Source organism: Occallatibacter sp. FHG110214_02, from assembly GCF_059115385.1.
Map to the genome: position 1 here is coordinate 124050 of NZ_JBZYWK010000002.1, position 20133 is coordinate 144182.

The following is a 20133-nucleotide window of genomic DNA, read 5'->3' on the forward strand; positions in this document are numbered from 1 at the left end:
GTTATGAATTCTACTGTTCCAGCTTCAGCGCCATCCGCCATCGAATCACCGCACCCGGTCGAGTACCGTCGCGTTTATGTCTGGGAGCTACCGGTACGCATTTATCACTGGGTAAATGCAGTAGCGCTCACCGCGCTCATCATTACGGGCTATCTGATTGGCGCGCCAATTCGGGCCTTCTCTGCTGTCGAAGCTTATCAGCAATACTGGTTCGGTTGGATTCGCTTCGTCCACTTTTCCTGTGCCTACATCTACGTTTTCAACTTTCTTGCGCGCCTGTACTGGGGCTTTGTCGGCAACAAGTACGCACGCTGGAATACGTTCCTCCCTCTCACCCAAAAGCAACGCCAGGAGATTATCGATGTCATCAAGACGGACGTTCTGCAGATCAAGCTACATGGCGCAATCTCAACCGGCCACAACGCTCTGGCTGCTTTCATTTACTTCTTCACCTTTCTGGCCTTCTGTGCACAGTCCATTACGGGATTCGCGCTCTATTCCAGCATGAGTAACTCCTGGCTTCCACGGTTATTCACTTGGATTGTGCCACTGATGGGCGGTGAAATGGGTGTGCGCTATTGGCATCACATGCTGCTTTGGTTCTTTGTCGCCTTCATCATCGTGCACATTTACCTGTCCTTCTACCATGACTACATCGAAGGACGAGGCACCATCTCCTCTATTGTTGGCGGCTGGAAATTCGAGCGCGAAAAGGGAGATAAATAATTGGAAACTGCTCTTCAGCAGGTACCTATTCCGGCATCCAGACCCCGCACGCTTGTTCTTGGCCTCGGCAACATCATTTTGGGTGACGAAGGCGTTGGTGTACATACGGTGCGGGCGCTCGCACAACAGCCGCTTCCCGAGACTGTGGAATGCCTCGACGGCGGGACTGGCGGCTTTGTGCTTCTTGAGCCTTTGCAGAGCGCCGAACGCGTTGTCCTGATTGACGCTACAGCCGATGCAAATCCTATCGGCACTGTAACCCGCACTACGCCTCGATTTGCACGAGATTACCCACCCACGCTGACGGCTCACGACATTGGCGTTAAAGATCTGCTTGATGCTTTTTACATGCAAAGCGGTGAGCGCGATGTCATTCTTTATGCCATCACCATCGATCCACATCAAGTCATTTCGATGGATCTTTCAGAGCCCTGCCGTAGAGCCTCGGAAAAAGCCACCGCACAGATTTTCGCGGAACTATGCAGTTGATAAAGAATTTGGAACGTTTGCAATCACAGTCTCCAGGCGGTTGGTGATTCGACTTCTGTTTACCTATCCCATCTTCAACTTGGAATAACAGGCCTTATCACGTTTCCATCCCAAAAGTCCGCAAACGCGCTATGGCAATTTGGCGCCAATTGAAAATTTCTAGCTGAAGATAACTGTGTTTATCGAGACTTATATGGCCCTTGCGAGCGCTTGGTGGTTCTCTGTGCTCATCCAGATGATAAGCTACCTTCATCGACCTGAGGGTGGCTAGGGTTCCGCGTGACAACGGACTGGACCGAGCGCCACAGTAGCCACATTGGCTTGCACCCGAGGCATAGAAAGCCAGGGGGGCTGGTTGTAAGGCCGTAGGTATGCCTTACTTCAACCCCGAGGTATCGTTTCTATGCACGTTGCTGCTCTCGTTCTCGTCCTGCTTTCTGCCCTCCTGCACGCTGCCTGGAACGCACAGCTCAAGTCTGGTAAAGATCAAGCTCAGTTCATGGCGAGCATGTCTCTCGCTGTCGGTACGATCTCACTCCTCTTTGTGCCGCTGGTCGGTCTTCCGGGCGTTCGGTCATGGCCATGCATTGCACTCTCTGGAGCACTGCACATCCTTTACAACTTCCTGCTGCTGCAAAAGTACAAGAACACTGACTTCTCCAGCGCGTATCCAATCTCACGAGGCGTCTCACCCCTTCTCATTAGCCTCGGCGCGCTTCTCTTCATGCATCAGCATCTGGCTTTGCCGTCTCTGTTCGGCGTAGGCCTTATCTCGTGCGGCATTCTTTTGCAGGTCACAGGAAAGAACAGGCTCAGCCTTTCGTTAACACTTCCCGCCTTCGCCACAGGCGCAACGATTGCAGCCTATACCATCGTAGACACAATCGGCGTGCAGCGATCCGAAAACACCGCTTCTTATTCGGTATGGGTTTTCGCGAGCTACTTGTTCGTACCGGCGCTTCTGCAGCTACTTCACCTTCGTATATGCCTGCTTGATCGAGCATCCCTGCCTCAGGCCACCTGCGCTGGTGTTCTCTTATTGATCGCCTACACAGTTGTTCTTTGGGCCACACACTACGTAGCAGTCGGAACCGTATCCGCCCTTCGCGAGACGAGTGTTCTTTGGGCGGCCGTGATCGGTCGAGTGTTTCTTGGAGAAGAGTTGACCGAGCGCAAGATAGGTTCGGCAATCCTGATCTGTTGCGGTGTGATCCTTTTAGTCAGCAGCAATGCTGCAAAGAGCACTGCGAAGACATCAAGCATTCAATCTATTGCAAAGGCTCATACGTTACATACGCAAAGCGCATCGAGTCGGGGGCCCATGAGTTCACGTTCATGCTGCCCTGTCCGCCGGACGCTTCTACCAGCACCTTCTGCGACTTCGATACCTCATTGTTGTGGATGTCCACCAGCTTGAAGACGATATGTACGTTGCGCGGGTCGTGAGTAGCCACGTCGGCGGGATAACCAATGTAAACCAGTCTTTTGCCGTCCGGCAAGATGTGCGGGAACCAGTCCTGCATCGAGTCGCTCACGACCATCTCGGCCTTCGCGTCGTTCTCTCCTGCTCCCGTCGCCGGGAAGCGCCAGACTTCTTCCTTGCCGGACCGGTTGGAGTTGATGTAAATCCACTTGCCGTCAGGAGAATAGTCCGGGCCATCGTCCTGTCCGGGGCTTGAGGTCAGCCGGGTCTCGTCACCGCCCGTCGCCGGCTGCCCGTAGATGTCGTACTGCTTGCCGCCCACCGGCCGTTGCGCCACGTACGCGATGGTCTTGTTGTCGGGCGACCAGCCGTGGAAGTAGCTCGGCGACACATTCGTCATCTGCTTCACTTCGCTGCCATCGGCATGGGCGAGATATACCTCAGACCCATGCTCCGCGCCCTGCGATGCCGAAAAGGCCAGCCACTTGCCATCGGGCGAAATGGCTTTGTCATTGTTGCAGTGGTAGTCCGCGGGAATCTTCAACTTCTCCGACTCTTCTACCGTGCCGTCGCTCTTGAAGTTCAGCTTATGAATGACGCCACCCGAGTTTGAGATCAGATATTTGCCATCAGGAGACCAGTTGGGAGCTTCCCAGATGGTGTCGGCGGTGAAGATGAGCTTCGACGAGTGTGTGCGCAGGTTGTAGACATAGATGCGGCTGCGCATGGGCGCTTCCGCCGCGTGGACCATCGAAACAAAAGCAAGAGAAAACGCGGCAGCAACCGCTAACTTTTGAACAGACTTCATCATTATCCAATCCTTTTCGTTGGAAACAGCTATTCGACCTTGCCTGCTTGGTTTACGAGCATCACGCGAGAAAATACTCCCGTGTCAGGCGTGGTTGGGAGATGCGAACAGAAGCCAATGCCCACATAAAACGGTGCGTCCAAGTGAATTGTCAACGGAGGCCCGAGCGGGTGCATCGGTTCTCCCTTGATTGACGCGTAAATCGTGACCTCGTCGCCTTTCTTCTCGATGCCGATCCGCTACGCGATCACTCCGTTGAGCGTGCCGCCGAAGCGATATTGCATGTCGCTCATCTGCGCGCCTTTTTCCGGACGGTCGGCCAGGTGAATCATGCCGGTGCCGTGCAGACCCAGCATGGTTTCTTTCGAGTCGTCCTCAAGTGTTTGCCGGATCACCAGCACGACCTTGCGATCTCCGTAACCCTCTGCCTTTGGAAAACTGGTACTCGCCGCAAGCGATACATCGCCGGACATCTTCTTGAAGAGAAAATGGAACTCGTCTCGCTGATACCAGATGTTGTATCCGGCCGAGGTCACCGTATATTGCCCGCTGGATTTGTCGAAGCTGCCGCTGCCTGCCACAAGCGCGCCGCCCACGTCTGCCTGCGCATCGAAGATGCCGATGGGCGTATTGTCAATGCGGCTGGGGCGGTGAAAATCGGCAGGCGGAGGCACCTGCTTATGCGTTGCCGAGCCGGGCAGCGCCCAGTCCGGCACCTGCGGCTGCTGTGCGGTTGACAGGAGGCTGAGTGGTCCAAGAAGCAATGCAGATGCAATGCGAAAAGCGTGCTTTTTCATCGAAAAGCACTCTAACAGATAGTGGCGAGAGGTTGCCACGAGTCTGCATGTCGATGGTTCCCCTCTGAAACCGCTGCTTCCATCCTCCGCCTCAGGGGGGTGGTTACAGCGGCGGACCATCTCATTAGTCGGCCTATCGTCAATGATCCCAACTGATCGTTACTGGCACCTCTGGGCTCGGCGGACTCAGCAAAGCAATCTTAGGTGTGCCGGATTACCCCTCTGCCGGAATCTGCCCAGCACCATCACTGGGAACAAAGAGCTGTTTGCCATCACGGCTCATGGCCATGCCGTAAGGGAAGCGGCTAATCGGCGTCTGCTTGCCAACCAGACGAATGTAACGGCCATTTGGAAGAATCGTGATCCCATCGGGATCATGTTTCGCATACTCACCTACGGCTGGCGGATGCAGATAGGCCTGCGCATTCGCAGAAGGCATGCCCGATAAACCGGAAAATAAAGTGACGCAAATCAACAAAAAGAACTGAACCTGAAAATTGTTCAGAAAAGTTCGTGAAGCCCTCTGTCGCATTCTTATGATCTTCTCCCAATGAAGATATTCCGCATGATGTGTGCTGATGATTTTGTGGAGTATCAGGCAAATACTCTACCAAAGTTGTTTGAGCAGAATGTTTCAACAAAAAAATGAGCGCAGACCTTAAAGGTCCACGCTCATTTTTTGTAATTGAAATAGCGGCAAGCAGCCGCACGTCTCAAACAGCGCCTTACTTTTCCGGAACAGAGATGGTGATGTTGCGGTATGCGATGACGCCATGGTGATCGCCCTGCAGATAGAACGGGCCGGGCTCGGCTTCATTGCTGTCGAGAGCACCGCCAGTTGGGCCGGGAATCTCGACGTTGTCGTGATACACTTTGCCGTCGCGCAAAACCGTTACATGCCTGCCGACAAAGGTAACGTCAAAGCTCGTCCACTTGCCGAGACCATTTTCGGCACCTGCCGGTGGCGGATACCAGCTATAGATCGCGCCCATCTCATGCGACGGCAGCTTGCCGCCTTCCGTGCCCACTTGCAGCTCATAACGGCCACGCAGGTAGATGCCGCTGTTGCCGCCCTCAGGGCAGTTCACTTCAATGTGCAGCTTGAAGTCCTGGAACTTTTCCGTCGTCATGATGTTGGCCGCGCCGTGAACTCTTTGGCCGGGAATTTCAGGGTTGTCGTTCACCAACTCGCCATCGCGCGCCACCCACTTGTTGTTTTCCACGTTGCCAATCGGCTCCCAGCCGTTCAGGTCTTTGCCGTCGAAAAGAGGACGCGGCTTGCTCCACTTCTTCGGCATGGGACGGTCAAGCAGAGGAGCCTTCACGCCAGCCAGCGTTGGGCCGGCATCGCTGCCGCGCTTTTCAACACCGGTCAGCTTGCCTGCGCTGGGGGAAGTAAGCTCCCAGCTAACCTCCGTATCGGGGCCGGCCTTGCCTACATCCACAATCAACTTGCCCGACTCCACACTGGCGCCCACGATAGGCCGCCATGCGCCGCCACGCGGCTGAACGCGGCCTTCAATCTTGCCGCCGTTCTCCGTGAGTTCCATCCACTGCGGATAAGGCGTGCCAGTCGCAGGAGTAACCGTCATATCCCAACGGCCTAAAAACTCTTTGGTGTTTTGCGCGGCGACGGTCGAGGCTAGCGCGGTCGCCAGGACAGATGCAAACAGTATGTTAGTTTTCACGCGTTCGAGTGTAACGCGTTTCAGCCCAGTCGTGTCACCTGCAATCTTTAAGACTCGTCGAAAGTAATGACGTTCTCTCGCCTGGGCCGAGCAACAGTCCCATATAACAGGAATTTGTTGTTACGATACCCGTACACACATCACAATCTCACGTACCAAATCTTAATCATGCTCAGGCTATATCTTCGCCCAGGCTCCAACATCCCTGGCGCATGATTGGTTGTGGAGCGCGTTGATGCTCAACGCCCTTTCCTGTTCTGAATGCGAGTCTTTTTGACTCCTTTGGCTGCAAGCATTTTCAAGAGGAGATATCGCATGGCATTCAATCTTTCGGTTGCGGGAATCGCTCTTCCCACCGACGCAGTTGCCTATCAAAGCTTTCAAGACGACTTGAACCTGGCCTTCGACCTTGACGCCAAGCTCTCCCAGTTTCTTGATACCCCTCTGGCCAATGTCCCAGCCAGCGCCGCCACATCCAGCGTGGCTTACACCTCTCCCGCCGCCCAGTGGGCTCCCGGAAATGGCGTTATCCAGTTTGGCTTGCAGGGCGGCGTTACCGGAACGCTTGCCATTGTTACCAGTGGAACGCTGCTGAGCTATACCGATGGCCTTGATTGCCCGCAAACTGTCAGCGTCCCCGTGCCTCCCAACACGGCATATCTCTCGCTGACCTTCAAGTTCAACATCTCCGCCAACGTTGCAGGCAGCTACTCCGGTGGAGAGTGGGGCGTGAAAGCGGCAGCCAGCACCACCGACGGCTACGCCATCACCTTCAGCAAGGCCTTTGCCCCCAACACCACGGTGCGCGAGGCGCTTCCGCAGGTATTCAAGGGCTTTGTTCTTCCGCTGCATCCGCAGACTCTCGCGCAACTGCAGCCCAACGACTTCCTGCTCCACGAATTCAGCGGCAACCAGCAGCTTTCCTTCGGCGCATACTTCGGACTCGACCAGGTTCTGTACGCTGGCCAATCGAAGGTAGACGTTCTCAAAACTCTCGGCTCGCCGCTCGCATCGGTTGCCGTGCAAAGCAGCCCGGAGATTAAAGCTGGCGTCAATCTTGACTTTGAATACCAGTACAACAGTTTGTTCGAGTGCCTGATTTCCAAATCAGGCAATGCCGCCGGACTGCATCTTTACCGTTCCAGCAATTCTGCATCTGCAACTGTTTTGACTGCAGGGCTCACCTTCAATGCCAACACCACCGTCGATATCACTCCGCAACTCGATGCGGCTCAAAACAGCATCGTCAACGCAGCGGGTGGCGCTGCATCCGAAGCAGGAAAAGCAGTCGGCCAGGTACTCAGCGCTGCTTCACCCGAGATAAGCAAGTACATTAGCGAGGTGAATGACAAGCTGGCCAGTTGGCTAAGCCGAGCCAATGGCGTTCAGGCCAATCTTGAGGCTGCCATTGAATCCGCAGGCGCACGCACCATGCTCGCTGCTTACACCTTTAACCTCGCCGCCGATGCCAATGCTGTCGATGCTGCGTGGAAGGCAGCTATCGGCGGTAACTTTGTCGCGGCGCTCGCAACCGGAGCCGTCTGCCTCGCTGCTGGAAGCGGCCTTGAGCAGGAGTACCAACGCAAAACCTCCTTCACATGCAATCTCTTCAACCTCTGGAGCGTAAATACCTGGAGCCAGTTCTCGTCGAATGTCTCCCTGGTCTATGCAGGCAATAACGTCTTCCACATGCACGCAACAGTGGGCCGCACGCTTGAAACCAAATCCATGGGAGCCATGCGCGGTCTCGACATTTATTTCACGGCAAGCGCGGACACGGTTGCGAGCGGCAAGATAGCCAATCCGCAAATTGATTTGCACATCGACCTCGCAGCCCAGTCTGATCCAAAGGCCATTGGAACGATTGCGACGATCCTGAACGCAATTGAAGCAGGGCCAGCCTGCGATGACCTGGCCCGCGCAATGCATGCATTCGCTGCCAAAGCAAAGCAGAGCAAAGGCACAGCGCTGGTGCAGGTAACCATTCCCGCAAGCGCATATGCGCACCTCAATTGCGATGAGTACATCAACAGCAAGCCAGTCACCAACAGCACTTACAACGACGCCGCGAACTGGACCGCATTTGCGCAAGCAGCAGACGACCTGAACGCATGGGCATTGCACAGCATGTCCACGGTATCGAATCAGTGGCTCGCATTCCTCAAAACATTTGCCGCATGGCAAAAGCTGAACATCGCACAAACCGGAGGCTCATCCTCCAACCGCATGCAGACCGGTGATACAGCCGTTTGGCCAGAGGGCTTTCCGCAAGTCGATACCGGAAGCCAGACCCTTATCTCTTACTCCATGCACGCCGGACAAACAGCCATGAACTTTATTGCAGCGCTGTGCGACCTTGCGAAAGCTACCGATGTAAACTCCGTCGGCATCACATGGGATCAACTGATTAACGACGTGACGGAAGCAATTCAGAAAGACGTCAACACCGACTTCGTACGCCCCATGGCCCTCGCAGTCATTCGCCTCTGCAAGTCGCCGGCAATGACCATAACCGGGCCGTCGCCGGCGTCGGTTCCAGGCTCCATCTTTGCAGTCACAATTCAGCTCTAACATTGCCGAGCACAAAGTCGATACCCTCAGGCCGCATGTAAAAACCGGGCATCCATGGATGCCCGGTTTCATGCTTACTCGTAAATCTCCCAGGTCTGAAATGCGTGCTCATAAATCTCCATATCCACCCTGTCGCCCTTGAACTTCACGCCTTCGAGCTTGAGGCGGGCACGCTGCTCATGTGCAGGCGCACCCTTCAACTTGATTTCCCCGCCCGCACCCAGAACACGATGCCACGGCAACTGGTCCGGCAGTTCTGTACGCAAAAGCCGCGCCACTGCGCGGTGATAGCGCGGATAACCGGCAGCCGCCGCCACACGGCCATAGGTGCTCACCTTTCCAGCCGGAATCGAGAAGATCATTTTGCGAAACGCATGATCGCGCTGCTCTTCCGGACGCGCGGCATCGCGAAGCAGCTTGCGTTTTGCCCGCTCTCTCGAAAGCTGATCGATGGGAACATATCTTGCCAGAGATTTCTTCTTTGATTTTGCAGGCGAACTCATCCGCACCCCTCCGGAAACAACCTTCAGATTAAATCGTGGGCGGAAACCATGCCTGCCGCAGATGCAAAACAAAACGGCCCACTGAGCATGGCTCAATGGGCCGTTTCGCATTCTTACGAGCTAGAAGTCCCAACGGAAACCGGCAATCGGAAACGCCGGCATCTGATACACCTCCTGCATTGGCACGTTATGAAATGCAGCCATGCAGGCCGTGTTCTCAGTGCATCGGTTGAGCCACACATAGCCAAGAAAGTTCTTGCGGTCAAAGACATTCTGTACACCCGCATACAGATTCATCACTCCATGCCGTGTTTGAAAGTTGTGATCGAACGAAATATCCATGCGGTTATATGCAGGCCCACGCACCGCATTCACCTTGGTCAGGTCATAGATGCCCCGGTCTTGCGCAGTCGAGAGTGAAACGTCGTACGGCGTATACGGATGCCCGGTCTCGTAGCTGTCGCGCACCGAAAGATTCCACTCGTGCGGAAAATGCCACGTCAGCACGCTATTGCCCACCAGCGGCATGTCATAGTTGCCCGCGCGGTACACACCATCCTGCGCTGCATACTGCGTTCGCGAATAGGTAAGCGACGTAATGGTGGATAAGCGGCTTGAGAAGTGCCCGCGCAGCAGTATTTCCAGCCCAGTTGATCTGCCGCGTCCGGTCGCCGCCAGCGGCAGCCACACAATCTGGTCGCCCGGCTTGTACACCATGTTGGCAAGCATCAGGCTTGGATACTCCGTGCTCACCGGCTCATAGCGATACAGCTTGCGATAAGCCTCCGCACTCAGCGTCAACATACTCGTGCGCCACAGATCCGCGCCAAAAGAAGTCTGGTCCACCTGCGTTGGCAGCAGCCGCATATTCTGCGAGTAGCTCAGCATGTCCATGTACGCAGGCAACTGCGCCGAACGCCGAAAAGCCGCATGCACCGCCTGATGACGGCTGATGCGGAATCCAATCCCCGCATGCGGCTCCCACACATGCATTCCCGGTATGCTAAACGTTTCCACGCGAAACCCTGCAGAAGCCGTCCAACGCTGCCCCAACGGCCCTGTCATTTCCACATAGGTTCCCGTCTGCGTCTCCGTTGGCGATTGATGAAAATTCACCGCATCCGTCCACGTCGGGTCCGGATTGTAAGGCGACTGTTGCCCCTTGGGCTGGTTTACTACATAGTCCAGATTCACAATCTGCCCTGTCGCACCCGCCGACAACATCCACTGGTGAATTCCGTGGCGCAGGTTGTATCCAAGAAGCGTCATCTGGTCCAGCGCATTCTGGTTATAGACAGGCGTCGTGCTTGCCGATGTGCATCCGCCTTTCCCTGTCCCGGCCGCATAGCTGCCATTCACCAACTGGTCCTGCTGCGCAATATCCAGCCGTTGCCGCGCATAGCTTGCCGTAAACTTCGATACCGTTTGCGGCCCATGCGTATGCAGCCATACCACGCCATTGGTTGAGCGCAATCCGCCATACTGCGTGTCGATCGTCAGCGTCTCCTGCATGTCGCTCGCGCACGGAGTCACCGTTATCGTGTCTCCACCGCTCAGGCTAAGCACAGATACCTGGTCCTTCTCCGTGGGCGCCCAAAGCAGCCGCGCCATGCCGTTCGTGTAAATCGGCACACCGTCCAGCCCCAGGTCGCTTGTCACCAGGTTGAACAGGCTCCGGTCTCCCGCCAGCATCAGGCTCGTCTTCTCGCGAATCGGCAGATTCCAGAATCCGCCAAGCCCTGAGATTCCCATACTCACCTGCCCAGACCGCGCAACCTCGCTCTGGTCGCGCGTCTGAATCTCAATCAACGAAGATAGCCTGCTCGAATACTGTGCATCATAGGTTCCCGGCTGGAAATCCACCTTACTGATGGAGCTCGTATTAATCATCGGTGTAAAGCCGCTCGGCGTGCCTTCTACCGTGAAGTGGTTCACGTAAGGAATCTCAAGCCCATCCACCACATACAGGTTCTCGGAAGGATGCCCGCCTCTCACCAGCAAATCATTCATCGAATCCGAGTTGCCCGAGCTCACCACACCTGGCATCAACAACAGGTAGCGGGAATAATCCTGGTAAGACCCCGCGGAAGATTGAATCTCATCGCGATAAGCCGCACGCACCGGCGTAATGTTCTCTCCTGAAAGCTCATCTGCGTGCACCTCAATGCTGCTTTTCACCGGGCTGATGACGTTCTGCGGCTGCGCTGCCTCATCACTGATTTCCTTCGCCGCATATGACGCTTTGCGATCCCGCGTAGGCGGTTTCTTCTGCGACTGCTGAGTTGCCGGTGTAGCCTGTGCCTCTGCAAAATATCGGCCATAGTAAAAGAGCATAAAAATAAAGACAGCAATACGTACGCTTCGAAGGCGGCAGCGCATACGTGACCCCTTTCCGCGCCAATCGAGCTGGCGCGCAGACACATCTGTTCACACATATGGGGAAACGAACTGCCCGCCTGGTACACCTTCAGAGGAGGGCGCAGAGATACAACCCCTCATGCACTGGAGACACTACCAGCGTGGCAAGCATCAAAAATCTGTTACGTACCGGTCGATTTGAGTTAAGCCGCCGCTTCAATATAAGTTGGCTCTTTGCGGCGGTGCGCATCGCTGGCGCAGTTTGCGATTTTGAAATGCCTATGCCTTGCGGGAAGCCTGGATTAAAATCTCAAAAAATCCGAAATAACAGTGAATCTGGGGAAGGCTTCGGCACTCCGTTTCGTTTGCTGTTCGTTGTACAACCCGTTGTCGTTCAGTCGTACCAATGCAACATAGATGGAATCGCAAAGAATCAATTGTTTATTGTTCTATTGGCTTTAGTAAAACCCGGCCACCGTTTTTCATGCGAAAAAGAAACAGCCTTGTGTAGAGAGTACCCCAATTACCTTTTGCGTTCAACGTGGAAAGCACAAGGCGCTTGAAATCTGTTACTTCGATAAAAATCGATTTTGCAGCACCTGCGAACATATCCGCCGGGGCCCTATAACTCATTCAATATCAGTGCCACTCTGCCGACAATCAGGTCATTAGGCGTCTCCCCCGCGTCCATCTCAATCAGCTCCACGGGGAATGCAATGCTGTATGGCCGCAGTATCAGCCTATTTAACTGAAAATCTACATAGCGAATCTTCAGCTTCGCGTCATGCCGCACCGCATAGACATTCGGCCGGTTTGGCCGGTACGCAGACAGCGAGTTGTAATGCCTGTCCAGCAGTACCGTCGCTCCCGGAAACACCAGCGGCTCCATCGCCGGAGTATCCTGCGGCCCGGCAGTCACCGCCACAAACCGCTGCCATGTACGCCGCGAGTGTGAAGCACGGGCGCGCGCGCGCTGCAGCACCTCGGCTGGCAGTTGCAGCATGGACTGCACCGCGTTTGCGCGGATATTCGGCTCGAACATCGCCGCCGCATGCGTCACCACCGGAACAACGCTGCGCTCTTCCTCCTCGTCCCGTTCAACGCGTCTTCCTGGAACCGCCAGCAGGTCCGTAATCGCCATATGCTGCGCGGCGAGAATCCGGTCCATCGCCTCCAGTGAAAGCTGCCTGCGTCCATGCAGGAAATTGGACAGATGAGACTGCCCGAATCCCGTTTGCCGAGCAAGGAGGGAGACGCTGAGAGTGCCCCGTTGTATCCTCCGCAGCAGTTCCAGGCGGAGACGCTCATGCAGTTGGGTAAAGTTCATCTGTTGAAAATCCGCCGACAGCAATAGCGCAAAGCATTGCTCGTTTCTTTTGGCAAACTTGTTCGGGCCGATTTGCCTTTATTCTCAGCGAATAAGGGGAATGCGTAAAACAGATGTAACGATTTCACCCGGAAGATATTGACGCAGCGGATACGCGTCACTAAAGTAGCGCTACTTACCTCATCAAGGCTTGTGGGAAACCACTATGTTTAAGCTCCGCAAAGAAATGCGGTCCGTACTCTCTTTGTCTCCCGGGAAGACGGACACACCCATGCCGGACGTTTGCGCATCATTCCGGCACGCATCACACGGGTATAACAACCCGGGCCCGGCGGCATGCAACCGCCGCATGGGCAAACGGAGCCGACATTCCAGATACTGCGCGCTACTGGTCATGACAACGAATGCTGGAAAGCTGCCTGCACTCCCCCATCGGGACGCTAGAATCCCGAGGCGCATCGGCAGCTTCCGCTTACCCCGGCACTTACAAATAATTCTTATAATGCGCCGGGTTACGAGCGACCTACGGAGAATTGGTCATGGAATTGTGCGTGCAATTGAAAGTTTGCGAAGGATGCGGTTGCCTATGGTATCGAAATCAGAACCTGGGGAATGTTTATTGCAGATCTTGTGAAACCAAACTGATGGATTTTCCGCTTCCGGAGAGCCGGAAGAGGCGTGGACGCCCAGTCCGGCGATCGCTTGTCAGCGTGTGGGCCGTGGCAGAAGCCGCAGGAGGTGTCGAATGAGTGCAGCCCTGCAACTACCCATCGCCTGGTCACAAGCCACCGCGAGGCCGCCGTGGCCCGTGGAAGAAGAAGCCCAGTTCCTTCCCGAAACACCGGAGTTGGAACTCATCAACATCGAGGAGGAAGAGGAGCACGAAGAGCAGGGGCCTTATGTAAGCCTTGCCTTCTATCGCAAGCACACAGAAGACCTGCTGCGGCGCTATCTCTACGCGTCCATGGTGGTGGGCCGTACTCCGTCCATCATGAATGAGTTGGAACGCGGCGGCAGGGCCACATGCACGCGCTTGCGTACCTTTGAAGATGCCGTAATCTTCGTCCTCGACATCGAGAACTGCCTGCGCAAGCTCTCGCCTCTCGACCGCACGCTCCTCAGCCGCATCATTCTGCAGGAGTACACACACCAGGAGACAGCCGACATGCTTGGCATGAGCCTTCGCGCTGTCCTCTACAAGCTGCACCAGGCGCTCGACCGCACCACGGACCTGCTGCTCGACTCCGGTCTGCTGGAGCTGCCGCGCGACTGAACCGCACAACGCAGGGAAGGGGCGCAACGTGCGTCCCTTCCTGTATTTCCGAAATCAAACTGTGTTTCCAAACAGGAAATCCCGTTTAGAAAAATTCCCGCGCACGGCAATTCAAGCTTGAGGTCACAGCCGACGCAGCATAGCGTGCAATCAAGTGCCTCATGATTGCGCAGCCGCAGAACAAACCGACAAACTCGCCGCACCCCACAAATCTGCGGGAACTCGCACAGCGCTATCAGCAAATCCTCACGCAGAATCCCCGCCATCCTGAAGCACTCGCCGGCATGAGCCTTGTCGCGCTTGCCACACGCCAGCATGATGCTGCCGTGCGCATGGCACAGGCCGCCGTTGCCGCATCGCCACAGATGGCCACAGCATGGATTGTGCTCGGTCAGGCATTGCGCGCAGCCAACCACCCGCAGGAATCATCCGAAGCCTACCGCGCAGCGCTACACATCGATAACAGCAACACGCTTGCCCACACCGCCCTCGGCGAACTGAACATTTCCGCCAATAAACATCAGGAAGCGCTCCTCAACTTCACTCGCGCCCACGAGCTGAATCCCAATCTCACCGCCGCAAGCATGGGGATAGGCAACGCCCTCGCCTGCATGGACCGCTTCGCGGAGGCCCTCACGCACTATCAAGCAGTCCTCGCACAAAATCCCCGCCTGCCGGAAGCGCACTTCGCCGCAGGCTTCGCCTTGCAGCGCATCGGCAAGCCGCAGGAGGCCGAAAACCGCTATCGCCGCGCCATTGCCCTGCGCCCCGACTTCGCTGCCGCGTGGATGAATCTCGGCTGCCTGCTGCGCGAGCAAGGCCGCGACATCCATGCCGAAGCCGCACTTAACCGCGCCGTTGAATTGCGCCCCGACCTCATCGCTGGATGGATTAACCTCGCGCTACTCAAGCGCGAGCTGCACCGCATGTTTGAAGCGGAACAGCATCTCCAGCGCGCCACAACACTCAATCCCCATCGCACAGACACCCACATCGCATGGACACAGTTCTATATCGCACAGCGGGACCTTCCGCACGCATGGGAGTGGCTGCACAAAGCTCTCACTCAAGAACCGGACAACGCCGAAGCCATCAACATGCGCGGCATTCTGCTGCACAATGAAGAGCGCTTTGCCGAAGCAGTCGAAGCCTTTGAGCGCGCCGAATCCCTCGGCAGCCAGCAAGCTATCTCCAATCGCGGCAACTCCCTGCTCGACCTGGGCCGCGTCCACGAAGCGCTCGAAGCCCACGCCCGCGCCTCTGCAATCGATCCTAACCACTCCGGATCGCGCTACAACCTCGCGCTCACGCAGCTCCGTCTCGGCGACTGGCTCCAGGGGTGGCAGAACTACGAAGCACGCTGGTACTTCCGCGATATCCACCGCCAGCCGCGCACCTTTGACAAGCCACGCCTCACACGCAAGGTGCTATCCAGCAAAGCACTCAACGGCGCACGCATCCTGCTCCACACCGAGCAGGGCTTAGGTGACACCATCCAGTTCTGCCGTTATGCCAATCTCATCGCAGAGCGCGGCGGTTTCCCCATTCTGCATGTGCAAGCGCCCGTAGAACGCCTGATGCGCTCCATGGAAATCGTCCGCAGCAGCCGCGCCGAAGTCACGCTTCTCAGCAGCCCGCCGCCAAGCTTTGATTACGAATGCCCCTTGATGAGCCTACCTGCACTCTTCGGAACTACCGTTGACACCGTTCCCAACAGCGGCCCTTATCTCTCCGCCGATTGCATCGAAAGTGAAGCGCGCACTTTAGTATCTCCAGACGGCGACTGCGGCTATCCGCGCATCGGCATGGCTTGGGCCGGCAATCCGCGCTATCGAACGGACGCCAAACGTTCCACAACTCTGTCCACGCTATTACCGCTTCTCAAGATGCCCGGCATCGAATGGATCGCGTTGCAAAAGGGCGACGCAGCCAGGCAGTTGGCAGAACTCCCATCGGAAATCCGCATCCTCGACGCCGCAGCTCACGACCGCGACCTCGCCGACACCGCAGCTACCATCTCCACATTGGATTTAGTCATCACCACGGACACCTCCATCGCGCACCTCGTAGGCGCAATGGGCAAGCCCGTATGGATTCTGCTGCCCCACCTGGGCGACTGGCGCTGGATGCAGGAAATCGAAACAACACCGTGGTATCCCACAGCAAAGCTAATCCGCCAGCCGCGCCCCAACGACTGGCAAAGCGTTATCCATCGCGCCATCGCAGAGCTTAAATCGCTGACTCGCTGACCTGCTGACTGGCTGGCTCGCTAACTTCCGCCCGCACCCGCTTCATAATCCCCAGGTAGTAAGCCAGGTTATGAATCGAATTCAGCGTCCCGCTCAGCGCTTCCCCCGCCTGCATCAAGTGCCGCAGGTAAGCCCGCGAATACCGCCTGCAAACCATGCAATCGCAATTCGGGTCTGGAGGATTCTCATCCTCGGCAAACTTTTTATTCTTGATGGTCAGGCGGCCTTCGCTGGTGAAGAGCAGCCCATGCCGCGCCGCGCGCGTCGGCAGCACGCAGTCCATCATGTCCACACCCAGCTTCGCGTACTGTTCAATCTCGTCGGGATACCCCACGCCCATCACGTAGCGCGGCTTGTTTTTCGGCAGCATCGGCAACACTTCGGAAATCATCTCCATTGTCAGCTCACGCGGCTCGCCCACGCTCAGCCCACCAATCGCATAGCCGTCGAAATCCATCTCCATCAGCCGTTCGGCGCTTTCCTTGCGCAGATCGGTATACATGCCACCCTGCACAATGCCAAACAAGCTCTGCGTGCGCCCATTGCGCTCCGCATGCCACGGAACCTCATGCTGATGCGCACGGAAATGGTCGAGCGAACGCTTCGCCCAGGCCATCGTCAGCCGCAAACTTTCTTCCGCTCGCTTACGATCCGCCGGATACTCCGTGCACTCATCAAACGCCATCGCAATATCCGCGCCCAGCGCAATCTGCACATCCATCGAGTGCTCAGGAGTAAAGAAGTGACTGCTGCCATCCAGATGCGAGCGAAACCGCACCCCCTCATCCGTAACCTTGCGCAGCTCGCTCAGGCTGAAGACCTGAAACCCGCCAGAATCCGTCAGCATCGCGCGATCCCAGCTAATGAACTTATGCAGCCCGCCCATGCGCCGCACCAGATCATGCCCCGGTCGCAGATACAGGTGATACGTATTGCCAAGAATGATCTGCGCGCCCAGCTCTTCCACGACATTCTGCGGCACAGCCTTCACCGTACCCGCAGTGCCGACAGGCATAAACACAGGCGTTTCGACAATCTCATGCGGCAGGTCCATCTGCGCTCTGCGCGCACCCGCCTCCGTTATATTCAGAACCTTGAAATCTAATCCCACACTATGATTCTAGCTGTTTACTCGAATTCAACGTGCCCCGCCCATATTTAACACAAACCCCGCCCTCACAGCCCTCCGCATCCCCAGCGTAGTCGTAGGCGTCTTCGCCACTTCAATCGAGCGGTCTAACAGATTTTCCGCCGCCACAAACCCTTCTAAATGCCGCCCAAACCCACGCGAAGCATAAGCATCCACCTTGAAATATCCATGCAGCAGATTCGCATTCGCATCATCATCAAACTGGTGCCCGCTCAGCTTGCTCTGCAAACTCAGCGTCCCCCACTTCGCCCTCTCCGCTCGCAAATTCAGCGAAGCCATATTCCGCGCCACATCCGGAATCCAGTTCCCCAAATCCGCCGCACCCCGCGAAACCGTGGCATGCGCATACTGATACCCGCCATCAAGCATCAGCCACTTGCGCGGAGCCACCTCAAAATCCAGCGAAACCCCACGGCTCTCAATCTGCCCCAGATTCTCGCGCTGCAACAAAATGGGCGATGAATTGGGATTGGTCGTCACCGCGCTGATTGGCCGGTTAATCTGCGTCAGGAAGTAACTGGCCCGCACCGTGCCCCAGCCGCGCTGCGAAGCCATACCAGCCTCCCACCCCGTAGCCCGTTCACTCTTCAGCCCGCCATTCGCCAGCGTCAACTGGTTCCCCACCTGCGTTGAGCGATACAACTCACTCGGCGAAGGCGCACGAAACGCCCGGAACCCCGAAGCCGAAACCGCCCAGTGCTCCGCAATCTTCCGCGAAACACCCACCCGCGGATCAAAGACCGTCTGCGCAAGCCCGCCCAGCGCCAGCGCCGCCGACTGCGCACCATTCGTCTCCACAACCTGCCGCACATCGTAATTCTGAAACCAGTCCACGCGCGCCGAAGCCGTCACCGTCCACGCACGATGCGTCCACAGTCCTTCCACGTATGCACCGGAATCCCTCTGGTGCACAGTGGTATCCGTCAACGCACCCGAGCCAAACGAAAGCTCATCATCCCAAGCCCGCACGTCATGCGAGTCCGCCCCCGCCAGCAAAATCACGCCCGCACCCAGCGGCTGGCTCCAGTGCAACGCGCCACCAAGCTCGTTATCCGCAATCAACGCAAACTTGGTAGGCGTCTCCCCGCATCGATATGTGCAGCTCGCATCTCCAAAATTCGGCAAGTTGGAAAGGCTGGAAAACGTCTGCCGGTAATGCTCCGCAGAGCCGTACAGCCGCAAGCTAGCCGTCGCGCCACTCGAACCCGACCAATCCCCACCCGTCGCATACCGCCAAAGCCGCGTGCCATTCGTCTGGTAAGGCGTGCCATTCGCCCGAGCCTCATTGAACCCGCTGCCGCGCACAAACGCCCGCCACTCGCCACGCTTGCGCTCCGCCAGCAAAACCCCATTCTGCGCATGCACATTGGAAGCAATGTCCACCGGCCCGCGCTGCCACGGAGCCTCCTGGATGTACCCATCCGTCCCCGTAGCGCCGCCCGCAGCCATCACACCCCAGCCCGCACGGGAAGCACTCGCCAGCGCATCCTCCGCATACGTCCCCAGCGCCCCATAGCTGGACCGCACCTTCAGCACATTCCCAGAAGGCTCCGCCAGATGCACATTCACCACCCCACCAATCGCACTCGACCCATACAGATCGCTCCCACCGCCGCGCATTACTTCCATGCTCTGCACAGCCAACTGCGGCTCTTCCAGCCAATGAATCCACGCACCCACCGGATCATTCAACGGCACGTCATCCAGCGTCAGCAGCGTCCTGCTCGCCGAAGTCGAGCCCAGCGCCCGCAAGCTAATCCCCTGTGAAGAGGGATTCGCCACCAGCGAGCTCGACCGCCGAAACAACTCCACCCCCGGCAACTGCCGCAACTGGCCATCGACAGTAATCGCAGCCGTAGACTGCATCGCCTTCTGCGATAAAAGCCGCGTCGTCACAGGGCTTTCCAGCTCTCCTACAGGCGCACGATACGCTGTCACCGTCACCTGCGCCGCATCCCCCGCAGGCTGCATCCTCACGGCAGACTGGTTCCCCGCACGCACATCCAGCGCGGCAAACCCCGTAGCCTCCACGCGCACCGCGCACGGCTCATCACAAGCAAAGCTCACACGCCCCACGCCATCACTCGTAGCCAGAATCTTTCCGGAAGCATCCCGCACCTGGGCGCCCGCAATCACGCGCCCCGCAGCATCTTCCACCGTCAACGTACGCGCCGTCTGCGCATGCAGACTAAGCGCCAGCCCAAATATCGCTATCGATAGCAATAACCGCATCAGCATCCTGTGCAGACTTTGTTTTGAGACGTTCGAGCAATTCTTGCACGCTTCCGTTAACACCCGGCACGCGCACCTCCGCCGCAATCTCACTCAGCGGTACAAGCACAAACGCCCGTTCCGCGAGCCTGGGATGCGGCACATGCAACGCAGCTTCACGAATCACCTGCTGCCCATACAAAAGCAAATCCAAGTCCAGCGTTCGCGGCCCATTCATAATCCCCGCCGACCGGTCCCGCCCAAACTCTTTTTCTATCTCCAGCAGCTTTTTCAATAACGCATCAGCCTCAAGCGAAGTTTCAAGCCCCACCACTGCATTCACAAACCGAGGCTGCTCCGCATACCCCACCGGCTCGGTGGAATAAAGCCTCGACCGGGCAACCACGCGCACCAGCGCGCCTAGCCTCACTAATGCAGCAGCCAGCGTCTTCTCCGGCGGCCCAACCGCGCTCGCCACATTCCCGCCCAACCCAATGTAAGCAATCACCATCCGTTTCAGACTATCGCCTCTCATCCGCTAAAATCTCTTTCGGAGAACT

16 protein-coding genes and 1 pseudogene are annotated in these 20133 nt (G+C 56.9%); 7 read left to right on the forward strand and 10 right to left on the reverse strand.

Annotated features, from left to right (window positions below):
- The first annotated feature begins 3 nt into the window (after nucleotides 1-3).
- The 3 genes and pseudogenes from cybH to AC5S3R_RS02610 form a co-directional block, all read left to right on the forward strand.
- Nucleotides 4-726 (forward strand): Ni/Fe-hydrogenase, b-type cytochrome subunit, encoded by a 723-nt coding sequence (cybH, locus tag AC5S3R_RS02600; RefSeq protein ID WP_494265061.1) that lies wholly within the window; start codon nucleotides 4-6, stop codon nucleotides 724-726.
- Nucleotides 727-1215 carry a hydrogenase maturation protease gene (locus AC5S3R_RS02605; RefSeq protein WP_494265062.1) on the forward strand — a complete coding sequence of 163 codons (489 nt, stop codon included), beginning with the start codon at nucleotides 727-729 and terminating at the stop codon, nucleotides 1213-1215.
- A 403-nt stretch (nucleotides 1216-1618) separates the two neighbouring features.
- Nucleotides 1619-2425 (forward strand): annotated as a pseudogene (locus AC5S3R_RS02610) (EamA family transporter); the annotation flags it as partial.
- Between the two features lie 58 nt (nucleotides 2426-2483).
- On the opposite strand, the gene AC5S3R_RS02615 reads toward AC5S3R_RS02610, so the two are convergent.
- From AC5S3R_RS02615 to AC5S3R_RS02630, 4 genes are all read right to left on the reverse strand, one after another.
- Nucleotides 2484-3449 carry a TolB family protein gene (locus AC5S3R_RS02615; RefSeq protein WP_494265063.1) on the reverse strand — a complete coding sequence of 322 codons (966 nt, stop codon included), beginning with the start codon at nucleotides 3447-3449 and terminating at the stop codon, nucleotides 2484-2486.
- Nucleotides 3450-3685: 236 nt separating this feature from the next.
- Nucleotides 3686-4243, reverse strand: a complete 558-nt coding sequence (locus AC5S3R_RS02620; protein ID WP_494265064.1) for a biopolymer transporter Tol — start codon at nucleotides 4241-4243, stop codon at nucleotides 3686-3688.
- 214 nt (nucleotides 4244-4457) lie between these two features.
- Complete coding sequence (locus AC5S3R_RS02625) at nucleotides 4458-4682, reverse strand: hypothetical protein (RefSeq protein WP_494265065.1); 225 nt, start codon at nucleotides 4680-4682, stop codon at nucleotides 4458-4460.
- Nucleotides 4683-4968: 286 nt separating this feature from the next.
- Nucleotides 4969-5931, reverse strand: coding sequence for a 3-keto-disaccharide hydrolase (locus AC5S3R_RS02630; protein ID WP_494265067.1), 963 nt, complete (start codon nucleotides 5929-5931; stop codon nucleotides 4969-4971).
- A gap of 315 nt (nucleotides 5932-6246) precedes the next feature.
- Here AC5S3R_RS02630 and AC5S3R_RS02635 point away from each other — a divergent pair, with 315 nt between their 5' ends.
- Nucleotides 6247-8502 carry a hypothetical protein gene (locus AC5S3R_RS02635; RefSeq protein ID WP_494265068.1) on the forward strand — a complete coding sequence of 752 codons (2256 nt, stop codon included), beginning with the start codon at nucleotides 6247-6249 and terminating at the stop codon, nucleotides 8500-8502.
- A 74-nt stretch (nucleotides 8503-8576) separates the two neighbouring features.
- On the opposite strand, the gene AC5S3R_RS02640 is transcribed toward AC5S3R_RS02635, so the two are convergent.
- Together AC5S3R_RS02640 and AC5S3R_RS02645 are read right to left on the reverse strand one after the other, a co-directional pair.
- Nucleotides 8577-9005 (reverse strand): MGMT family protein, encoded by a 429-nt coding sequence (locus tag AC5S3R_RS02640; protein WP_494265069.1) that lies wholly within the window; start codon nucleotides 9003-9005, stop codon nucleotides 8577-8579.
- A gap of 120 nt (nucleotides 9006-9125) precedes the next feature.
- Nucleotides 9126-11384 (reverse strand): TonB-dependent receptor domain-containing protein, encoded by a 2259-nt coding sequence (locus tag AC5S3R_RS02645; RefSeq protein ID WP_494265070.1) that lies wholly within the window; start codon nucleotides 11382-11384, stop codon nucleotides 9126-9128.
- 140 nt (nucleotides 11385-11524) lie between these two features.
- Here AC5S3R_RS02645 and AC5S3R_RS02650 point away from each other — a divergent pair, with 140 nt between their 5' ends.
- Entirely contained in the window at nucleotides 11525-11926 is a 402-nt protein-coding gene (locus AC5S3R_RS02650) for a hypothetical protein (protein WP_494265071.1), read from the forward strand.
- Nucleotides 11927-11985: 59 nt separating this feature from the next.
- Here AC5S3R_RS02650 and AC5S3R_RS02655 read toward each other — a convergent pair whose 3' ends face one another.
- The gene (locus AC5S3R_RS02655; protein WP_494265072.1) at nucleotides 11986-12690 is read right to left on the reverse strand and encodes a helix-turn-helix domain-containing protein; all 705 of its coding nucleotides are present in this window, start codon (nucleotides 12688-12690) and stop codon (nucleotides 11986-11988) included.
- 745 nt (nucleotides 12691-13435) lie between these two features.
- Between AC5S3R_RS02655 and AC5S3R_RS02660 the strand changes: the two genes are divergently transcribed.
- Together AC5S3R_RS02660 and AC5S3R_RS02665 are read left to right on the forward strand one after the other, a co-directional pair.
- Entirely contained in the window at nucleotides 13436-13963 is a 528-nt protein-coding gene (locus AC5S3R_RS02660; protein WP_494265074.1) for a sigma factor-like helix-turn-helix DNA-binding protein, read from the forward strand.
- A 161-nt stretch (nucleotides 13964-14124) separates the two neighbouring features.
- Nucleotides 14125-16212 (forward strand): tetratricopeptide repeat protein, encoded by a 2088-nt coding sequence (locus AC5S3R_RS02665; RefSeq protein WP_494265075.1) that lies wholly within the window; start codon nucleotides 14125-14127, stop codon nucleotides 16210-16212.
- Here the strand turns inward: AC5S3R_RS02665 and tgt are convergent.
- Genes tgt through folK form a run of 3 tightly spaced genes read right to left on the reverse strand, consistent with a single transcriptional unit; the run spans nucleotide 16193 to nucleotide 20108 of the window.
- Nucleotides 16193-17323, reverse strand: a complete 1131-nt coding sequence (tgt, locus tag AC5S3R_RS02670; protein WP_494265077.1) for a tRNA guanosine(34) transglycosylase Tgt — start codon at nucleotides 17321-17323, stop codon at nucleotides 16193-16195. The genes AC5S3R_RS02665 and tgt overlap by 20 nt on opposite strands.
- A gap of 27 nt (nucleotides 17324-17350) precedes the next feature.
- A complete protein-coding gene (locus AC5S3R_RS02675; RefSeq protein ID WP_494265078.1) occupies nucleotides 17351-19594 on the reverse strand; it encodes a TonB-dependent receptor in 2244 nt (747 codons plus the stop codon).
- A complete protein-coding gene (folK, locus tag AC5S3R_RS02680) occupies nucleotides 19551-20108 on the reverse strand; it encodes a 2-amino-4-hydroxy-6-hydroxymethyldihydropteridine diphosphokinase (protein WP_494265079.1) in 558 nt (185 codons plus the stop codon). The genes AC5S3R_RS02675 and folK overlap by 44 nt, the downstream gene beginning before the upstream one ends.
- Nucleotides 20109-20133 lie beyond the last annotated feature (25 nt).